This is a genomic window from Gracilinema caldarium, assembly GCF_029265695.1.
Classification (GTDB): domain Bacteria; phylum Spirochaetota; class Spirochaetia; order Treponematales; family Breznakiellaceae; genus Gracilinema; species Gracilinema caldarium_A.
Map to the genome: position 1 here is coordinate 1 of NZ_JAJUHW010000048.1, position 18,564 is coordinate 18,564.

Below are 18,564 nucleotides of genomic sequence, written 5' to 3' on the forward strand. Positions count from 1 at the left end.
ATACCAGAAGTGGTTTAATTACGGCCGGTATAATCGCTACAAAGGGAATACACCGTTAAACCTGGTACGAGAGACATACCCAGAACTACCGGCAGAGGTAATAATATTTCCGCCGGTCATCCTTGACAACTTACTGGTTCAGTATAAAGCTGAACTTGATCAATGGGCTGCCTGATGTCCAGGGGGTACCATGTCTGTTAAACAACCAATACTTATACACAAGACTGTATATTTATGCATTTTTTATGAATACGACAACGCTAAAAATAACCGACTTTTGAAATCGAAACGAATCACATACGGAATTCGCTTCCCAGATAAACCCGGCGGGCAAGCTCATCCTGCAGAATAGTTTCCCGGTCCCCCTGAGCTACGATAGTTCCTTCGTTGATAATATAGGCATGGGTGGTTATTTCCAGAGTATCCCGTACATTATGGTCAGTGATCAACACACCGATTCCCTTAAGGGCAAGTTGACGGATTATGAGCTTAATTTCATACACAGCAATAGGGTCAATGCCTGCAAAGGGTTCATCGAGCAAAAGGAACTTGGGAGCGGTGGCTAAAGCTCGGGCGATCTCCGTTCGGCGCCGTTCACCACCAGAAAGGGTGTATCCAGGCTGTTTTCGCAATCGGGCAATCCCGAATTCCTCCATCAGCTCTTCCGCATATTGTTTTTTTTCTGTCTTTGTAAGGTTTTTCCGGCTCTCTAAAATTGCCCAGATATTTTCTTCTACCGTAAGTTTTCTAAATATTGATGATTCCTGAGGAAGATAGGCGATGCCCGCCCGGGACCGCTGATACATGGGTTTATGGGTTATATCCTGCTGGTTCAGCAGCACGACCCCTGCATTGGGTCGATAAAAACCTACAATGATATAAAACACCGTCGTCTTTCCAGCCCCATTCGGTCCCAGAAGCCCGACAACTTCTCCATTTTTCATTGAAAAGTCTACACCGCGGACAACCTCTTTTCGGCCAAAGCGTTTGTGTAAATTGTGAACCACTAAATCATTGCTGGGTTCTACTTCCATCAGAAGATTTCTCCTTGCTTGTACTCTTCAAGGTTCCCCGTACCTGCCCTTCCATCACCACATCATCGGTAGCAAGATCTACCCGTATTGAATCGGAACTGAACTCATCTCCATCCTTATACACAACAGGAGATCCGCTCAGTTCCAGTATTTTTTCCTTACGGCGGTATAATGCATACTCCGAACGGCAGACGAGCTTGTCTTTAAAAATGCGAACATTTATTTGCAGCAGAACCGTTCCCGCTTTATCGTCATACTCAATAAAACGTCCCCTGGCAATAACCTTGTTTTCCTTATCCTCCAGGGTAGAATCTCCTTCAAGTCGTGCCTTTTTAAGCTCCCGGTCGTATAAAAGATTGGACGTGGTAAAACGGATTCCCTTTTGTTCATCAATTCCGATAATCGTACCGCTGCATTGGAGATAGCGATTGTCTTTGCCAGAAATTTCAATTCGTTCTGCTTGGATAGTTATATTTTCCGACCATACGCGGGCGTTGCCGCTCAAAATCACCGATTCCTTTCCCGTTGCCTTAGTCCCGATCATCGTATCTGCTTGAAAACGAAACGTTTCGGCGCCGGCAGATGTATAAACACACAGGAAAGCTAAAATAGTAAAGATTGATGAACGGAGCCCCACTATTTTATTTCCTCCTGATATGTACCGGAAACTGGACCGGCAAACGTCCAAGACCTGCTTCGGCCATCGGCACTAAAACCTTTTCCGCTTAATATGCTGCCATCTTTGCGTTTAAGAAGCACCTGATCATTCTGCGGTCCAAACAGCTTTTTCTGGCCGTTGTTCCATTGCAGAGTGCTGGCTTCTACCGAAAGATCTTCTGAATTAACAGTGATTCTCACCCCTTCTGCAAAACTGGCATCCGACGTGGCGGTCCAGAACTGAGCATAACCGGCAGAGCCTACCGCTTCAGGGCTGCTGTTTTCTTTGGAAAATTGTTCAAACCGGATATTCTGTACTTGAAGCAGGCGTTTTTGTTCAAACCGGTCAACCTGATCCGCCTGCATGTGCAAAGTAATTTTTCCGTCCTTAACCCGGACATAATCTACGTCCTGCATAACCAGGTCAGGTCTTTCAGATTCGGTTTCTGACACAGAAGAATAATCGAAGGAACAGGCAGATGAAACGATGAGGATAGTAACGAATAAAACAAGATTCCGGACATACCGAGGAAGCATCCTATACATTACAGATATATCCGGAACGTTCATGGATCTTTCCGTTACTTACGGGCCTTTTTATACTGCTTTGCGGCGGCCACAAAATCTTTAAACAAGGGCTGAGGTTTTATAGGCTTTGAGGTAAACTCAGGATGAAATTGTACCCCCACACCCCAAACATGATCAGGCCATTCAACACATTCCACGAGGCTCCCGTCGGGGGTAAAACCGCCAAGTTTGAGCCCCGATTCAACCATTTCTTTACGGTACACGTTGGCAAACTCATACCGGTGTCGGTGACGCTCAAAAATATGGGCCTCTCCATAGGCAGCAAGCAGCTTTGATCCTTCCACAGCCACTGTCTCGCTCCGTCCAAGCCGCATGGTTCCGCCGTAATTTTTTACATCAATCTGTTCTTCCAAAAGACTTACCACAGGGTGCTTGGTTTCCTGATTAAATTCAGTGGAATCCGCATCGGCCCAGCCAAGGACATTACGGCCCCATTCAATCACCATGATCTGCATACCAAGACAAATTCCAAAATAGGGGACCTTATGGGTACGGGCCCACTGGGCTGCCTTTACCATACCGTTAATACCCCGCTGGCCGAAACCTCCTGGCACAAGGATCCCGTCCAGGGGGCCTCCGGAGAGATCTTTTCCGAGGATTTGGTCAGGATCAGCGTCGCCTTCGAGACGGGAGGAATCTATTTTTACCAATTCAACGGCAGTTTCGTTGGCAAGACCTGCATGGAAGAGGGCTTCATACACAGACTTGTAGGCATCGTGGAGATCCATGTATTTTCCCACAATACCAATACGGACCGATCCTTTACGGGCATTAAAACGGTCCATCATAGTTCTCCAGGCAGAGAGATCTGCGTGACGACTTTCTACATTTAATTTTTTAAGAATAACCTGATCAACCTTCTGTTCATAGAAGACCAAGGGTATTTCATAAATCGTGGTATTTACATCGTAGGAAGTGAAAACCGCTTCAGTTTCTACATTAGTAAAGAGGGCAATTTTACGTCTTGTTGCTTCATCCAGCATGACCGGGGCCCGGCAGATCAAAACATCGGGCTGTATTCCTTGCTCCTGCATAGCCTTAACTGAATGTTGGGTCGGTTTTGTCTTGAGTTCCCCCCCGGCAACTTCGGGCAATAGGGTCAAATGAACCGAAAGGGCGTTAGTTCTGCCCATTTCATGGATGAGCTGCCGGGCCGCCTCCAGGAATGGAATAGACTCAATATCGCCGACAGTTCCACCGATTTCCACTATTACAACATCAACATCGGGTTCCTTGCCAACCGCAAGGATCCTCCCTTTTATTTCATCAGTAATATGAGGAATAACCTGTACGGTCCGGCCCAGATAGCGGCCTTCCCGTTCTTTACGAATAACCGCATCGTACACTTGGCCAGTTGTAATTGAATTGGCCCGTGAAAGGGGGCTCGAGGTAAAACGGGCATAATTACCTAAATCAAGATCGGTTTCAGCCCCGTCATCGGTAACATACACCTCGCCGTGCTGATAGGGGCTCATCGTTCCAGCATCAACATTGATATAGGGATCACATTTGATCATCCGGATATTAAAGCCCCGGCACTCAAGAAGGGCTCCCAGAGAAGATGCGGCTATACCTTTACCAAGGCTCGAGCATACACCGCCAGTGACAAATATATACTTGTTCATGTAACGGCATTATGGACAGCCTCGGACCTTTCGTCAACGGTCGGAAAAGAAAGCTTTTGGTGCATGAATTATATGCTTTGTACCGGCTGGGAAGAATCCAGATATAAGACCTGATTATTTCCCGAACTATACGCAATACTGTCGGGCAATTCGTTTTGGGCTGACTGCACCATCGAATTATCCAAAAAAATAGGGATATGAAGCCGCAAGGCTAGCACTAAACTATCTGCAGGCCCCACTGATAGATAATGATGAAACAAACGGCCGCGATATCTGAGCCGGCCATAATATCCAGAAAGATTTGAACCCCATAATTCGACAAATTCGGCAGTACACCCCTGTTCCCGTAACAGTGTAACTACCACATCATGGATACGGGGCTGGGGAGTCACAAGCGCTTCAGAGGCCATAATGATAGAACTTGCCTCAAAGGGATTGAGCGGCAAGCTGATACATGCATTATTTTGCAGTACTTTTAACAATACGAAGGGAGTGTCCCTGACCTCATCATATAAAACTGCAACAACATGGGCCTCATTGAGTTGTTTCATCATAGTTTTAACTATAGCACAAGCTTATTCAATTGACAGTTTATCAATCACTTCTTACACTTTATTTTATGAGCGATTTTCTTACCGATGCAGAATTTGAACAATTTCGAAAACTTATTTACGAAGAAAGTGGAATTCATTTCTCAGCCACGAACCGTTCAATTCTGGAAAGCCGCATAAAAGAACAGCTTCGCGCCAACAATCTTGAACATGTTCAAGATTATTTTATAAAAGTTTCAAAAAACAAGGATGAACTCAAAGAGTTTCTGGATTCTATTACCACCAATCTTACAAGATTTTTCCGTAACCAGGCCCATTTCGACGCCCTTGAAAAATATGTAATTCCTGAAATCATAAAGATTAAACACAATTCTGGAGATACAAAAATTAAAATTTGGAGTGCCGGCTGCTCTACCGGAGAAGAGCCATACACCATAGCTATGTTGATGAAAGAAGTTCTCGTACCGCCATGGAAGGCGGAGATTATTGCCAGCGATATCAGCCTTAAATCGCTCATGGTTGGCAAAGAAGGCTTTTATCAGGATGCCAAAATTGCAGGAATTCCCGACAATTATCTTAAAAAGTACTTTGACCGAGTTGAGGGTGGTTACCGTATTCATGATGATATAAAAGCGATGATTCGTTTTGACTATCATAACTTAAAAAACGACTCGGGCCTCCGCGGCCTCGATGTAGTATTTTGCCGTAACGTCCTCATCTATTTTGATGAAGCAGCCCAGAAAGCTGCGGTTGAACGGTTTTGGGAAGCGATGGCACCAAAATCATTTTTATTTATCGGACATTCAGAATCCTTGTTTGGCATGAACACCCGCTTTGAGTTCCTAAAAACTGAGTGGTCAACCCTCTACAGAAAATACACATAATAGGAGCACCCTTGTGGCTGACGAAATTTCAGTATTAATCGTCGATGATTCGGCGCTCATGCGGAATCTCATTTCCAGGATGATAGAAGCAACACCCGGACTCGTCGTTGCAGACCGAGCAATGAATGGCCTCTTTGCGCTGCAAAAACTTGAACGCTGCAAACCGGATGTGATAGTCCTTGACCTGGAAATGCCCCAAATGAACGGCATTGAATTTCTTAAAGAACGTAAGCGGCTCGGCATAGAAATACCTGTCATCATACTTTCTTCCATAGCTCGCCGAGGGGCAGAGGTTACCATGGAAGCCCTTGCTTTGGGAGCCAGTGATTTCATTATGAAGCCCTCGGACACCAATCATGATGATATTCAAGCAATCAAAGAGCACCTTACGGAGCTTCTTTTGGTTTACGGCCGGCAATATCGGCAAAAAGTTGGTCTAAAAGAACCCTCAACTCAGCCCTATGCACCGGAACAGCCTACAAAGCCGTTCGCTCCCACACCGCCCAAACCAGCCGCTTTTGCTCCCACGGTCAGACCTGGTCCAATAGAAATCATTGCCCTTGGTATCTCCACCGGAGGCCCCAATGCGCTCAGGGAGGTATTTTCAAAACTAGACAAGGATCTCCCAGCCCCTATTGTAGTTGTCCAGCACATGCCGCCGGGTTTTACCGAAGAATTCGCTAAAAGTCTCGATAAGCTCTGCCCCCTTGAAGTTAAAGAAGCCGCAGAGGGGGACATAATAAAACCAGGACGCATCCTGATTGCACCGGGGGATAAACACTTAGAAGTAGAAAAAAAACCTCTTGCCACGGTAGCCCATCTTTCAGATGCCCCGCCAGTAAACGGCCACCGTCCTTCCGCTGACGTTCTCTTTGCTTCCGTAGCTAAAGAATTCGGCAACCGGGCTATGGGCGTCATTATGACCGGCATGGGAAAAGATGGGGCTAAAGAATTAGGATCAATTCTTAAATCTGGGGGCTTGACTCTTGGCCAGGATGAAGTAACTTCTATAGTGTACGGTATGCCAAAGGTTGCTTGGGAAATGGGCCATGTTATGGAACAGGTCCCCCTATCCAAGATGGCAGAGCGGATTTGCACCTTGGCAAAGGATTACCAGATAGGAGGTTGATATGAAAAAGGCGTATCGCTGTGATGATTGCGGTCATGAAATAGTCCAAGATGCAGGATCCCCAGTTCCGGAATGCTGCGGCGAAAAAATGAAAGAAATTCCTCTGGAAGCATGCCGTGATGCGGGTCCGGAAGCTGCTCGGCCAGGTTCAGATGATGAACCCTGCGAGGATTTTACCGGGAAACAGGTCTAATTGATTCGGAAACATCCCGGCTAAACAAGGCTTCATCAGCCGGGATTTTCTAAAATCATCTCTTTTTATATGATGGGGTTCTATGCCCCGGAAGAAAAAACAGCTTGATGTACCGTTCCTTGAGTTCGATACAGAAAAAATCTTAACCCTTGTCTCTGATTACTGTCGGTTGAGGCTTTCTAAAAAACCGATTCCCAAAACAAAAAACCCCATTGCAAAGTTTATTATTATGATTTTTAAAACCCTTGTACTTTTTCACCTGGGATTTATTTTATCAACCTCCTTATGTTTATTCATGTTTAAGTACATCAATCCTGGGGCTACAAGCTTAATGCTTTACCGCAAATATCTATATCATTGGAACCTGCAGCCCCCTCGATACATTCCTTTAGTGAAGATTCCGAAATCGGTTCAAACAATGACGATAAAGGTCGAAGACGGCGATTTTTATAATCACCATGGAATAATTCCTGCGGCTATTAAAAACGCATGGCAGCTGAACAAGCAATTTGGAGAACCCATATACGGCGGCAGTACTATTACCATGCAGACAGCCCGTACCATTTTTTTAGTTCCCGAAAAGTCCTATTTTAGAAAGTATCTAGAAGCCATTATTGCCCTCGAAATGGAGGCGATATTAGGGAAAAATCGTATACTTGAGCTTTATTTTAATTACGCTGAATGGGGCAAAGGGATCTTTGGAATAGAAACTGCATGCCGTTTTTACTATAAAACAGGAGTCAGATCAATAAACACCGATCAGGCTATACGACTGGTAACTTTACTCTCCTCTCCTATCCGATACGGACCCTATTCGTTCCAGCGCAATGGTATATTGCGGAGTCGCTATAATTATTTGATTAAACGATTCGGGGATTAATATCTGCTTTCGTTATGGTACTTTTTCTTAAAATAAAGTATATTATATAGTGTAATTTTTGCATGCTCTTTGAACTGAATTGGATCCCCTGGTTTCTCATTTTAACGATATCAAGGAGGACCTTATGGAAACAGCTGCTCTTTTGAACGATTCTGCAATTGCCCTGACCGAAGCAAACAGACCAAACGAAGCAATTTCACTTTTCCGCAAGGCCCTCGCCATGGAGCCGGGAAACCCGCTCCTTTGGCTTAACATGGGCATTGCCCAGCAGAAAAGCGGCGATTACAGCGGCGCCATGGATAGTTTTTTCCATTGCCTTACTTTCGATAGTAATCTTTCAGAAGCATGGAATGCCCTTGGACTTATTCATTATGAGCTAGAACGATTTGAAGAGGCCGAATCGTTTTACAAAAAGGCGCTCCAAAAAAACAGCCGTTCTCCCAAATGTTGGAACAATATGGGAGTCCTGTACTTTACTATTGGCAGCTATGAAGAGGCCAGGCACTGTTTTGAACAAGCGGTAAGCCTTTCTCCTCATTATTACGATGCTCTCTACAATCTGCGGGATACTTGCACTGAATTGGGGGATGCACGGGCAGCGGCGGAATTCGGCCGAAGGCTTAGCGAGCTATCGAACACAAAGCCGGTTCGCTTATCCTAAGGGATTTATCTCCTTGAGAGCAAAGCGCTGACTCTTTTAAATACATTATATTGCGGCGTCCGCGCTGATATGATAGGGTCTCAAGCGTAATAAACACGGAGTTTTGATTGAAAATTTTATATATAGCCGAGATTATAGGCAAGGCCGGTGTTTTTGCGGTAAAAAAAATACTACCCCAATTTAAAAAAGACAAAGGCATCGATTTTGTGATAGCCAATGGAGATGGGACTACCGGCGGATACGGGCTGGGAAGGAACCATGCCGGATACCTGCGCAAGCTGGGGATTGATATTATCACCACCGGTGACTGCTGTTTTTACAAAAAAGACTTGGTACAAAATTTCGACCGGTTGCCCTATGTTCTGCGGCCCATCAATTTGAGCCCCTTTGCTCCTGGTCTTGGAAGCCGAACATATCAGGTTGGATCGGATAAAGTCGCAGTGGCGGTCCTGCTCGGACAGGGAGGCTTTGACCGGCTTCATGGAGATAACCCGTTTATCAGGCTCCCAGAACTCTTAGAACGGCTCCGCAGAGAAACCCCTTTTGTGATCCTCGATTTTCATGCCAGCACTACCGCAGAAAAACTTTCCCTGTTCGCCCAGGCCGACGGACTCTGCTCAGCTGTCATAGGTTCCCATGCAAGGGTTCAGACTGCGGACTCTCGCATTATGCCCGGCGGAACTGCTACCATAACCGATGCAGGGCGTACTGGAAGCATCAACTCGGTAGGCGGGACTGATCCCACTAGCCGTATTCAGGAATACCTTACCGGAATTCCCGACTGGAGCCGGGACACCTGGGACAGGATCGAATTGCAGGCTCTCGTCATCGATATTGCACCAAACGGAAAGGCCACCATGATTTCGCCTTTACGAATAGAATGTCAGGAGGTCCCCCATGAAGGAGATCGGAAGGATACAGAAGATTGAAGGTGACCTGGTCACCATAAAGGGCGGAGAACTCTCTGCATGTGTCGGATGCACTAACAGCGAGTGCAAAGGTAATGGGAATATCTTTACCGCTAAAAACAATCTAGGGCTACCCATAAAAGAGGGCCAGCTTGTAGAGGTAGAAAACAAGGCAAGCACCTCTTTTATTCAAGGATTAGAAGTCCTTTTACCGCCCGTACTGCTTTTTATCCTTGGATATGTACTTACTGGTCAATTCGCACCTGGTTCTTCCGACGATGTCCGGGTAGGAATCGGAGTTGCAGCCCTCTTTGCTGGTTTCTTCATTATGTATTGGATACGAAAACTTCTCCCCTCCCAGGGAGCTCCCCAGATAACAAGGATTGTTTTTAATCATTCAGATGCAATTCAAGTTGAACCAGTTCAGGATTTCAGTTCACCCAATATTACGGTTTAATTTGCCACACCGAACAAAAGGGAGTATATTTGTAAGGAGCCCATCAACATTTTGATGGATTCACAACCGCTCAGTACAGAGGGTTGTATCACACCGGGCCGAAAGGACGGTATCATAAGGAGCCTTGTATGAAAGGAAACAAGGTGTATGTCGATTTAGGGACTATTTTCGATGAAATTTTCGAAGCAGCCCAAAACTTCAGCGACGAGTTCCAAAAGGGATTTAACCAGTACGGCGGGCATTTTGGAGGCGAAGGACCCTCTCCATTTGGCGGCCAGGGACCCTTTGGTTTTGCGCAGGACGAAAATGTAGACTATTATCCAAATTATTCTTACCCACCCATGAATGTCTACATGCTACCTGACCGGACATTGGTGTTTGAATTTGCCCTCGCCGGATTTGACGAGAAAAATATCAGCCTTTCCTTCCAGGGCGACTACATGGTTTTTTCCGCCAAAATTAATCCCGAATATCAATTGGAAGAAAACATTCGTTATTTTAAGCGGCGGCTTAAACTAAAGGATATCGAAAAGCAAAAATACTATGTTCCTTTAGACAAATTTGCCCAAGAACAGGTAAAAGCGGTCTACAAAAATGGTATCCTGAAGGTGACCATTCCTCCCAAGGAAGAAACCGAATCAGCTGAGGGTATAAAGATTGAAATTATAAAAGAAGGACAGTAGTCGCTTGTAATCGTTCCTAAAACAGCAAGTGGTTGTCTGCTCATTGAGCGGACAACCGATTTTAAAGATACCTTAATAAAAAGGGCTGCTCGACACAAGGTCGGACAGCCCTTTTTGTTTACCAGGGGTAAACTGATTGGGGGCTTACCTATCGGTGAAAGCCCCCCAATAAGATTAAAAATTATTTCTGATACAGTGGCCGAGCTACATAGTGGGTATGGAGCAGCTTATGAGCCTTGTGTCCGTTCGGCTCGCCTAGGAACTCATCATACACCTGTTTGATGAAGGGGTTTTGATGAGAACATCGATAGGTCGATTTTTCATCATCCGCATAAATACCAGCAATACGTTTTGAACGGACCTCATCAGTACAACCATAGGGCTGACCACCACCGGCGATACAACCGCCGCGGCATGCCATAACCTCTACAAAGTGGTAGGGGACTTCCTTGCCCGCAGCCTTGGCTTCCCGGATTTTATCCAATACTGCAGCAATATTACCCATCTGGTGGGCAATAGCAATACGGATTTTGGAACCATTCATATCAACTTCCGCTTCTTTTACACCCTTTAGACCCCGGGCAGCCTTAAAGTTGACATCTCCCATTTCTTTCTTGGTTACGAGGTAATAAGCGGTCCGGACTGCAGCTTCCATAACACCGCCAGTAACACCAAATATGGTACCAGCACCAGTGTAGGGTCCGAGTGGACTATCAGCATCCTCATCGGGCAGGTTTAGGATATCAATACCGGCCTGTTTGATCATCCGAGCCAGTTCGCGGGTTGTGATAGAAACATCCACATCCTGATAGCCGGAGGACTTCATATCCTCGTTACGGCTGGTTTCCCATTTCTTAGCCGTACAGGGCATAATAGAAACGGAGAACACCTTAGCGGGGTCTATACCAGCTTTCTGAGCCCAATAGGCCTTAATCATGGCACCCATCATCTGCTGGGGACTCTTGGCAGTTGAGAAATGGGGTATCATATCGGAATAGTATTTTTCCAGGTAATCAACCCAAGCAGGACAGCAGGAGGTGATAAGGGGGATTTCGCCCTTACCTTCGATGAGCCGTTTTACCAGCTCTGTGCCTTCTTCGATAATAGTAAGGTCTGCTGCAAAGTTGGTATCAAATACGGTCTTAAAGCCAAGCCGTCTGAGGGCAGCATAGATTTTTTTGGTAATAATGGTACCAGGTTCAAGTCCGAACTCTTCGCCGAGGGCTACCCGGACAGCGGGAGCAATTTGGACTACCGGATGTATATCCTTGTTCTGCAAGGCAGCCCAGACCTTTCTGGTGTCGTCCCGTTCGTAGATAGCACCGACCGGACAATGGGCAGCACATTGACCACACTTGATACAGGGACTTTCCCCAAGCGGAACATCTGCAGCGGAAGCAATACGACCATTGATACCCCGACCGAGGAACTCAATAGCCCATACATTCTGCATCTCTTGGCAGACCTTAACACAGCGGCCGCAGCGAACACATTTTTCAGGGTTCAGCACAATAGAAGGATTGGAATCATCTATCGGCAGATCCTTTACAATATTTTTAAAGGGAACTTCGCGAATACCGAATTCAGCCGCAAGTTGCTGGAGTTCGCAGTTGCCGTTTCGGGGACACTGGAGACAGTCATTCGGATGGTTAGAAAGAATGAGTTCCACTACGGTGCGTCGGACCTGAATAATTTCCGGATCATGGGTAACAACCTTCATCCCCTCTGCAACAGGGGTTGTACAAGCCCGCACCATTTTAGGGGACCCTTCCATCCGGACGATACAAATACCGCAAGCCGCCCATGGGGGAAGATCGGGATTGTAGCAGAGGGTCGGTATTTTAATGTTTACTTTCTTGGCCGCATCGAGGATGGAAGTTCCATCTTCCACCTGAATCGGCATACCATTTATTGTAAGATTAACCATCGATCTACTCCTTACTTCTTCATGACAGCGCCGAATTTACAGACATTGTAGCATTCACCGCATTTGATGCACTTGGATGCGTCAATGACATGGGGCTGGCGTTTTTCGCCTGTGATACAACTGACCGGACAGCGCCGGGCACAGAGACCGCAACCAATACACTTGTTGGGATCAATTTCGAACCGAACAAGGTGCTTACATTTTCCTGCTCGGCACTTTTTATCCACAATGTGCTCGATATATTCGTCTCGGAAGTTCCGAATGGTGGACAGAGTAGGATTAGCCGCAGAACCGCCCAGCATACAAAGAGATGCCTTGGTCATAGCCTTACCGATATCTTCCAGCTTGTCCAAATCCGACATTTCACCATTTCCGCGGGCGATTTTTTCAAGGATATTGAGGATCTGGGTAGTGCCGATTCGGCAGGGAGAACACTTTCCGCAGGATTCGTCTACACAGAATTCCATATAGAAGCGGGAAACGTCCACCACACAGTCATCTTCATCCATGACGATCATACCGCCGGAACCCATCATGGAACCAAGGGCGGTAAGGCTTTCGTAGTCGATGGGGGTATCCAGGTCCTTTTCGGTAAGAATACCGCCAGAGGGTCCACCGGTTTGTACGCCCTTGAACTTCTTTCCGTTCTTGATACCGCCGCCGATATCGTAAATAATCTCCCGGAGGGTGGTTCCCATGGGAACTTCTACGAGACCAGAGTTATTTACCTTACCGGTCAGGGCGAATACCTTGGTACCCTTGGATTTTTCCGTTCCAATTTTGGCCATCCAAGCGCCGCCCTTGGTCAGGATAACCGGGATGTTCGCCAGGGTTTCTACGTTATTAATGACCGTGGGTTTGCCCCAGAGACCGGACTGAGCGGGGAATGGAGGCTTCGGAACGGGCATACCCCGTTTACCTTCCAGAGACTGGATAAGAGCGGTTTCCTCACCGCAGACAAAGGCGCCGGCACCGAGCCGGATTTCGATATCAAAATCAAAGCCGGAGTTCAGAATGTTTTTACCAAGCAGCCCATATTCTTTAGCCTGCTCAATGGCAATCCTGAGCCGGTCGATAGCCAAGGGATATTCGGCCCGGATATAAACATACCCCTGGTGGGCGCCGATAACCTTTCCGGCGATTACCATGGCTTCGATAATAGAATGGGGGTCACCTTCGATCGTGGACCGGTCCATATAGGCTCCAGGGTCACCTTCGTCGGCGTTACACACCATATACTTGATTTCCCCGGGGACCTTGCGGGCAATGTCCCACTTGAGCCAGGTGGGGAAACCGGCGCCGCCGCGGCCCCGGAGCCCGGAAATCTTGAGTTCTTCGATAATTTGTTCGGGGGTCATCTCAAAGAGGGCCTTTTCCATGGCCACATAACCTTCCCGGGCAATGTATTCATCAATATTTTCAGGATTGATGACACCGCAGTTCCGCAGTACAATCCGCAGCTGCTTCTGGTAAAACTCGATATCTTCGACAGCGACCTTGTTTTTATTGGATTCGTCTTTTTTATACAAGAGCTTTTTGACTTCCCGGCCCTTTACGATCTGTTCCGCTATAATGACCTGGGCATCTTCCGGTTTTACTTCCACATAAAAGGAATCTTCCGGAAGCACCTTAACAATAGGGCCCTTTTCGCAGAAACCGAAACATCCGGTTTTAACAATCTGGACCTGATCTTTTACACCCTGCTTTTCTGCTTCGGCGATGAGGTTTTTGTATATCTCGTCACCCTTGTTGGATTCACATCCCGTACCGCCGCAGACGAGAATATAGTGGTTATAAGCCATGCGTTCCCCCTTACTGAGCGTTGATAATATCTACAGCGGGCCTATCCAGGATGAGATTATCCAGCAGTTCCCGTCCAATCAGATGCTTTTCCACAATATCCTTTGCGGCCTTTGCATCTACTTTGCCGTAAATAACAGTGGGCATACCGGGCATGAGTACTTCTACGGTCGGTTCAGAGTGGCAGAGGCCCATGCAGCCCGTTTGGCGGACCAGCACCTGGTCTACCATATTTTTTTCATCCAAAGCCTTTAAGAAGGCATCGAGGGTTACCTTAGCGCCTGCGGCAATACCACAGGTACCCATACCAACGATAACCTGGATAGTCTTTCCTTCCGTATCCCGCTTGCGCAGGTCATTCTTCTTGGAATCCCTGAGTTTTCTCAGATCTTCCAGGGTCATCTTAGCCATAAGGATCTCCTTTGCATTAATCTTCCTCTTCCAAGGAATGCAGGTATTGATCTAGCAGTACCTGGGAGCCCGCTTCTTCCAGGTTTCCCAGTACATCCTGAAGTTCTGTCTTTCGTACCTCGTAACAGGTTTTACGATGTGCCTTTGTCAGGTTTCGCCGGACTACTATGTCTTCTGGGCCTGGCAACAACAGAACCATTCTGATCAAACTTGGAATATCCCCCAGGGGCGGGGTATCCACATGTTCCAGGCTAAACCACGCACGAACCATGGTTCCCTGGCCTTTTTTAGATTGAATGTCCCATCCGCCTCCGCATTGTTCTGCGGTTTGCACTAAGAAGGGCAAACCCAAACCAACTTTTCGGTGGGGATGCTTTATCCCATCGGAATGAAAAGGGTCCAAAGCTTTTTGCAGTTCCTCAGAAGTCATTCCCTTCCCATCATCCTGTACGGTAAATCGGAACTCTTGATCCGATTCTTCCAATGTCACCGTGACGATCTTCGATTGGGCTTCCGCCGCATTTTGTACAATATCCAGCACCAGATCGCTGACGGTAAAATGCATGTTGTCTAGACTGTCTTATTTTGCAGTCTGGTATTTTGCAATGATATCCGGGAGCTGGTCCTTTGTTACCTTACCGTAAACATCATTGCCAATGGTAATAACCGGAGCAAGACCGCAGCAACCAACGCAGCGAACTGGATCGATGGAGAACAGGCCGTCTTCGGTTACTCCATTTTCTTCGAGGCTCAGGATAGACCGGGCTTCGTTGATGAGCTCCTGTCCGCCCTTAAGGTAGCAGGCAGTACCAAGACACACGGAAATCTTGTATTTACCCGGCTTGGTGGTCTTAAAGAAATGATAGAAGGTAATGACCCCATAAATTCTGGCCAAAGGTATGCCAGTAATTCGTGAAGCCTTTTCTGCTGCCTCCCGGGGAATATAGCCAAATGTTTCCTGAATTTTATGCAGGATCATAATGAGGCTACCGGGTTTTGCCTTCCATTCGTCAATGAACGCGGCCAGTTCCTTGGGGAACTCGATGTCGCGGGAGAGCGTGGTATACGCTGAAGCCATGGATACCCCCGAATTATATAGATAAAAAAGTATCGTATAAACGATGGCTGTATTTTATATCTTGCGAAAGATTTATGCAAGTCGACTACAATTTTAGTTTTTATCTATATAATTTTATATTTATATATCTTCCGTTGTTGCCTAGTTCCATACCACTTGATAGTTCAAGGTTTTTTGAAGAACTAAGAGATCTAGGAGGGGAATAGAAAAAGATGCACGGGATTCGGCAGCAGTGCCGCCAATCACTTTGGTGATTTTGCCGGGGACTTGAATATCTAAAGCCAATCGGCTGCTTTCAATCTCCTGGGCTATTGTTTTTCCGTATACCGATGTTACTAGGGCAAGATATTCGGCATTAGTGAGTTTCTCACCGCTTAACACGGGAGCCATAAGGGCATCGAGGTAATCTCGCACATCCTGGGTAAAAAGGCTGAGCAATTGAGGAGCCGATTCCCTGCTGACCGTGAAAGTGAGTACCGATTCACCGGATCCTAATTTTTGAGATATAAAAGAAAAACGGCGGGAAAGTTTTTCGGGGTCTGTAATCCAAAGACTGCCAGCGAGGGCTTGAGCATCTGTTTCTTTAACTGAAATCCTGCTTAATTCAGAAATCTTTTGAAGTGATGCTGAGACAGAAGCGGCAGATATGAGCAGGCTGTTTTTGGCCCCTGAAGCACTATTAAAACCCTTGAGCAATTCTGCCATCTTTGGTTTTATAGCGCCAGAATAGGAAACTTCGATTTGTTGATCAGACCGCAGCGTTGCTGTCATAGAAAAAGAGCAAGAAACAAAGGAGAACAATGCTGCAATGAGAACAATAGCGATAAGATGTTGTCTCTTCATATCTGTATAATATCACATATTAAAAGCAATAGCGGCTCTTTCAAAAGCAACAAACTTTTGAAATGGGCTCAGTTTATTGAAACTTTTTTACTATTTCTGGGTCATATTACTGTGAAGCCAACAAGGCTATAGCCTGCTACAAAATCGCATACGAGGTATCATGATGAATACAGCCACCACCCCCTGGGCGTTTTTAGACGCATACCGCGGAACCTACTTTTCTGGAGAATGGCCGACCTTGCCGGAAATGTTCCGTATAACGACAAAACGTTACGGAGAACGCCCCTGCCTTACTATTTATGAGGGCGATGAACGGATAAGCCTGACCTATTCGCAGACGCTTGCAAAGATCGAAGCGGTAAGCCGCTGGCTCTATGCCCAAGGGATCCGTAAGGGAGATAAGGTTGCTGTTACCGGAAAAAACACTCCCGAATGGGCTGTGGCATACCTGGCGGTACTTTTTGCCGGTGCAACGGTAGTCCCCATAGATTACCAGCTGAAACAGGAAGAAATTGAGCTGCTTCTTAAGACTGCAGATGTCACCATTCTGTTTGTAGACGAAGAAAAACACGGCCGCTTTGTAGAGCAGCCGGGGCAGCTCAAAACCATTATTTCCCTTAAAAAGGGCGTAGGAACCTATATTTACGATCTTGATGGACCAGAAGCATCGATCGAAGGGGCCACAGAAACAGACTTGGCAGCCATTCTGTTCACATCCGGAACTACAGGAAACCCCAAGGGAGTTATGCTGACCCATAAAAACTTTGTCAGTGACTGTTACCTTGCCCAGAGCAATTTGAATATTTACCATACCGATGTATTCTACGCCCTTTTGCCCATCCACCACTCCTATACCATGCTGGCCGTATTCATCGAAGCCCTGTCGGTGGGGGCCGAATTGGTATTTGGGAAGCGCATTGTAACCAAGGCAATCCTTAAGGACCTGAAAGAAGCGAAGGTTACCATGTTCTTGGGGGTCCCCGTCCTCTTTAACGCCGTACTTAACGGCATTATGAAGGGGATAAAAGCAAAGGGCCCCCTTGTGTATGGCATAATCCGGATCATGATGAGCATTTCCGGCTTTATTAAAAAAGTCTTTAAGGTCAATCCGGGTAAAAAAATGTTCCATTCAATCCTAGACAAGGCCTCCCTTTCATCAATCCGGATCTGTATTTCCGGAGGCGGCCCCCTGGCACCCAGCGTCTTTAAACAGTATAACCAGCTTGGTATTGACTTTGTACAAGGCTATGGGCTCACCGAAACGTCACCTATCATCACCTTAAACCCCAAGGAACATTACAAAGAAACCAGCGTGGGCAAGGTCCTGCCCCAGGTGGACATGAAAATCCTTAATCCCGATGAACAGGGTGTGGGTGAAATAATTGTCAAGGGCCCCATGGTCATGCAGGGATACTACAAGATGCCTGAGGAAACCCGGGAAACCTTTACCGAAGATGGTTACCTTAAAACCGGCGATCTGGGCTATTTGGACAGCGAACAGTACCTGTATTTGACCGGCCGGGCAAAGAACCTAATCGTTACCGAGGGCGGCAAAAACGTTTACCCCGAGGAAATCGAAAACGAATTCCAGCTCTATGGCGAAATTGAGCAGATTCTCGTACGGGGCTATTTGCTGGATGCTAAAATGAAAATTGAAGGCATCGAAGCCTTGGTTTACCCGAATCAGGAAGCCTTTAAGGATGAGGTCGGAGCCTTAAAGCCAAAGACCGAAATTAAGCAGCGGATCGAAGCAATCATTGCGGAGGTAAACCAGCAGCTCAAGCCCTACCAAAAAATTGAGCGGGTTATCGTACTCGATGAACCGATGGAAATGACCACTACCAAAAAGATTAAGCGGAGCGCGGTTAAAATCTAAAAAATTAGCGGATTTTAGGCAGCTCTTTCAAAACTCCCTAAGTTTTGAAAGAGCCTTAATTAAGGCGATACTTAAGGCCTGCCGAAAAGGCTCCGTTAAGGCTGCCTTCAACATAAAAAAGAAAAGCTTCGCCCGTTATCGAAAGGGTCCCTCCCGCAAGGGGCCCTTTTTGTATATTCCAAGAAAAAGGGTCCCAGCTTAGCCCAATAACGCCTGGCCATCCGGCAAACAAGCGAAGTGTCGGCACTACTCCTATGGAAAGGGTTACTGGGAAATAGACCGTACCGCTGTAATAATTCCAGAGGCACCGAATTTCCGCTCCTGGCTCTATCGAGTATGTCTCCATGGGAATTTTGAATGTAGCGGAGATATAGGAATC

The 18,564-nt window shown here is 46.6% G+C and carries 21 protein-coding genes; 9 read left to right on the forward strand and 12 right to left on the reverse strand.

Annotated elements, in window-relative coordinates; translation table 11 throughout:
* Positions 1–293 precede the first annotated feature (293 nt).
* The 5 genes from lptB to Q7P68_RS12195 all read right to left on the reverse strand — a co-directional run bounded on the left by lptB (position 294) and on the right by Q7P68_RS12195 (position 4,458).
* Positions 294–1,034: an LPS export ABC transporter ATP-binding protein gene (lptB, locus tag Q7P68_RS12175; RefSeq protein ID WP_304226071.1), complete on the reverse strand. Its 741-nt coding sequence runs from the start codon at positions 1,032–1,034 to the stop codon at positions 294–296.
* Entirely contained in the window at positions 1,012–1,671 is a 660-nt protein-coding gene (locus tag Q7P68_RS12180; protein WP_304226073.1) for an LptA/OstA family protein, read from the reverse strand. The genes lptB and Q7P68_RS12180 overlap by 23 nt, the downstream gene beginning before the upstream one ends.
* Positions 1,671–2,261 carry an LPS export ABC transporter periplasmic protein LptC gene (gene lptC / locus Q7P68_RS12185; protein WP_304226075.1) on the reverse strand — a complete coding sequence of 197 codons (591 nt, stop codon included), beginning with the start codon at positions 2,259–2,261 and terminating at the stop codon, positions 1,671–1,673. Before lptC ends, Q7P68_RS12180 begins: the two co-directional genes overlap by 1 nt.
* A gap of 11 nt (positions 2,262–2,272) precedes the next feature.
* The gene (gene pyrG / locus Q7P68_RS12190; protein WP_304226077.1) at positions 2,273–3,904 is read right to left on the reverse strand and encodes a CTP synthase; all 1,632 of its coding nucleotides are present in this window, start codon (positions 3,902–3,904) and stop codon (positions 2,273–2,275) included.
* 68 nt (positions 3,905–3,972) lie between these two features.
* Positions 3,973–4,458, reverse strand: coding sequence for a bifunctional nuclease domain-containing protein (locus tag Q7P68_RS12195; RefSeq protein WP_304226078.1), 486 nt, complete (start codon positions 4,456–4,458; stop codon positions 3,973–3,975).
* Positions 4,459–4,523: 65 nt separating this feature from the next.
* Here Q7P68_RS12195 and Q7P68_RS12200 point away from each other — a divergent pair, with 65 nt between their 5' ends.
* From Q7P68_RS12200 to Q7P68_RS12235, 8 genes are all read left to right on the forward strand, one after another.
* Positions 4,524–5,339 (forward strand): CheR family methyltransferase, encoded by an 816-nt coding sequence (locus tag Q7P68_RS12200; protein WP_304226080.1) that lies wholly within the window; start codon positions 4,524–4,526, stop codon positions 5,337–5,339.
* Between the two features lie 58 nt (positions 5,340–5,397).
* Positions 5,398–6,468, forward strand: coding sequence for a protein-glutamate methylesterase/protein-glutamine glutaminase (locus Q7P68_RS12205; RefSeq protein ID WP_486187677.1), 1,071 nt, complete (start codon positions 5,398–5,400; stop codon positions 6,466–6,468).
* A gap of 1 nt (position 6,469) precedes the next feature.
* Positions 6,470–6,661 carry a hypothetical protein gene (locus Q7P68_RS12210; protein WP_304226084.1) on the forward strand — a complete coding sequence of 64 codons (192 nt, stop codon included), beginning with the start codon at positions 6,470–6,472 and terminating at the stop codon, positions 6,659–6,661.
* A 331-nt stretch (positions 6,662–6,992) separates the two neighbouring features.
* Positions 6,993–7,541, forward strand: a complete 549-nt coding sequence (locus tag Q7P68_RS12215) for a biosynthetic peptidoglycan transglycosylase (RefSeq protein WP_304226105.1) — start codon at positions 6,993–6,995, stop codon at positions 7,539–7,541.
* Between the two features lie 124 nt (positions 7,542–7,665).
* Complete coding sequence (locus Q7P68_RS12220; RefSeq protein WP_304226086.1) at positions 7,666–8,202, forward strand: tetratricopeptide repeat protein; 537 nt, start codon at positions 7,666–7,668, stop codon at positions 8,200–8,202.
* Between the two features lie 107 nt (positions 8,203–8,309).
* Complete coding sequence (locus Q7P68_RS12225; RefSeq protein ID WP_304226088.1) at positions 8,310–9,131, forward strand: TIGR00282 family metallophosphoesterase; 822 nt, start codon at positions 8,310–8,312, stop codon at positions 9,129–9,131.
* Entirely contained in the window at positions 9,100–9,567 is a 468-nt protein-coding gene (locus Q7P68_RS12230; protein WP_304226090.1) for a SoxR reducing system RseC family protein, read from the forward strand. Before Q7P68_RS12225 ends, Q7P68_RS12230 begins: the two co-directional genes overlap by 32 nt.
* A gap of 128 nt (positions 9,568–9,695) precedes the next feature.
* Positions 9,696–10,250, forward strand: a complete 555-nt coding sequence (locus tag Q7P68_RS12235) for an Hsp20/alpha crystallin family protein (RefSeq protein ID WP_304226091.1) — start codon at positions 9,696–9,698, stop codon at positions 10,248–10,250.
* Positions 10,251–10,431: 181 nt separating this feature from the next.
* On the opposite strand, the gene Q7P68_RS12240 is transcribed toward Q7P68_RS12235, so the two are convergent.
* The 6 genes from Q7P68_RS12240 to Q7P68_RS12265 all read right to left on the reverse strand — a co-directional run bounded on the left by Q7P68_RS12240 (position 10,432) and on the right by Q7P68_RS12265 (position 16,309).
* Positions 10,432–12,177, reverse strand: coding sequence for an NADH-dependent [FeFe] hydrogenase, group A6 (locus Q7P68_RS12240; RefSeq protein WP_304226093.1), 1,746 nt, complete (start codon positions 12,175–12,177; stop codon positions 10,432–10,434).
* Positions 12,178–12,188: 11 nt separating this feature from the next.
* The gene (nuoF, locus tag Q7P68_RS12245) at positions 12,189–13,979 is read right to left on the reverse strand and encodes an NADH-quinone oxidoreductase subunit NuoF (RefSeq protein WP_304226094.1); all 1,791 of its coding nucleotides are present in this window, start codon (positions 13,977–13,979) and stop codon (positions 12,189–12,191) included.
* Positions 13,980–13,989: 10 nt separating this feature from the next.
* Entirely contained in the window at positions 13,990–14,388 is a 399-nt protein-coding gene (locus Q7P68_RS12250; protein WP_304226096.1) for a (2Fe-2S) ferredoxin domain-containing protein, read from the reverse strand.
* A 16-nt stretch (positions 14,389–14,404) separates the two neighbouring features.
* Complete coding sequence (locus Q7P68_RS12255; protein ID WP_304226098.1) at positions 14,405–14,953, reverse strand: ATP-binding protein; 549 nt, start codon at positions 14,951–14,953, stop codon at positions 14,405–14,407.
* A 15-nt stretch (positions 14,954–14,968) separates the two neighbouring features.
* A complete protein-coding gene (locus Q7P68_RS12260; RefSeq protein ID WP_304226100.1) occupies positions 14,969–15,466 on the reverse strand; it encodes an NADH-quinone oxidoreductase subunit NuoE family protein in 498 nt (165 codons plus the stop codon).
* A gap of 141 nt (positions 15,467–15,607) precedes the next feature.
* The gene (locus Q7P68_RS12265) at positions 15,608–16,309 is read right to left on the reverse strand and encodes a hypothetical protein (protein WP_304226101.1); all 702 of its coding nucleotides are present in this window, start codon (positions 16,307–16,309) and stop codon (positions 15,608–15,610) included.
* Positions 16,310–16,469: 160 nt separating this feature from the next.
* Between Q7P68_RS12265 and Q7P68_RS12270 the strand changes: the two genes are divergently transcribed.
* Positions 16,470–18,185: an AMP-dependent synthetase/ligase gene (locus Q7P68_RS12270; RefSeq protein WP_486187676.1), complete on the forward strand. Its 1,716-nt coding sequence runs from the start codon at positions 16,470–16,472 to the stop codon at positions 18,183–18,185.
* A gap of 55 nt (positions 18,186–18,240) precedes the next feature.
* Here the strand turns inward: Q7P68_RS12270 and Q7P68_RS12275 are convergent.
* Positions 18,241–18,564 (reverse strand): hypothetical protein (locus Q7P68_RS12275; protein ID WP_304226103.1); only part of this gene is annotated, 324 nt, incomplete at its 5' end.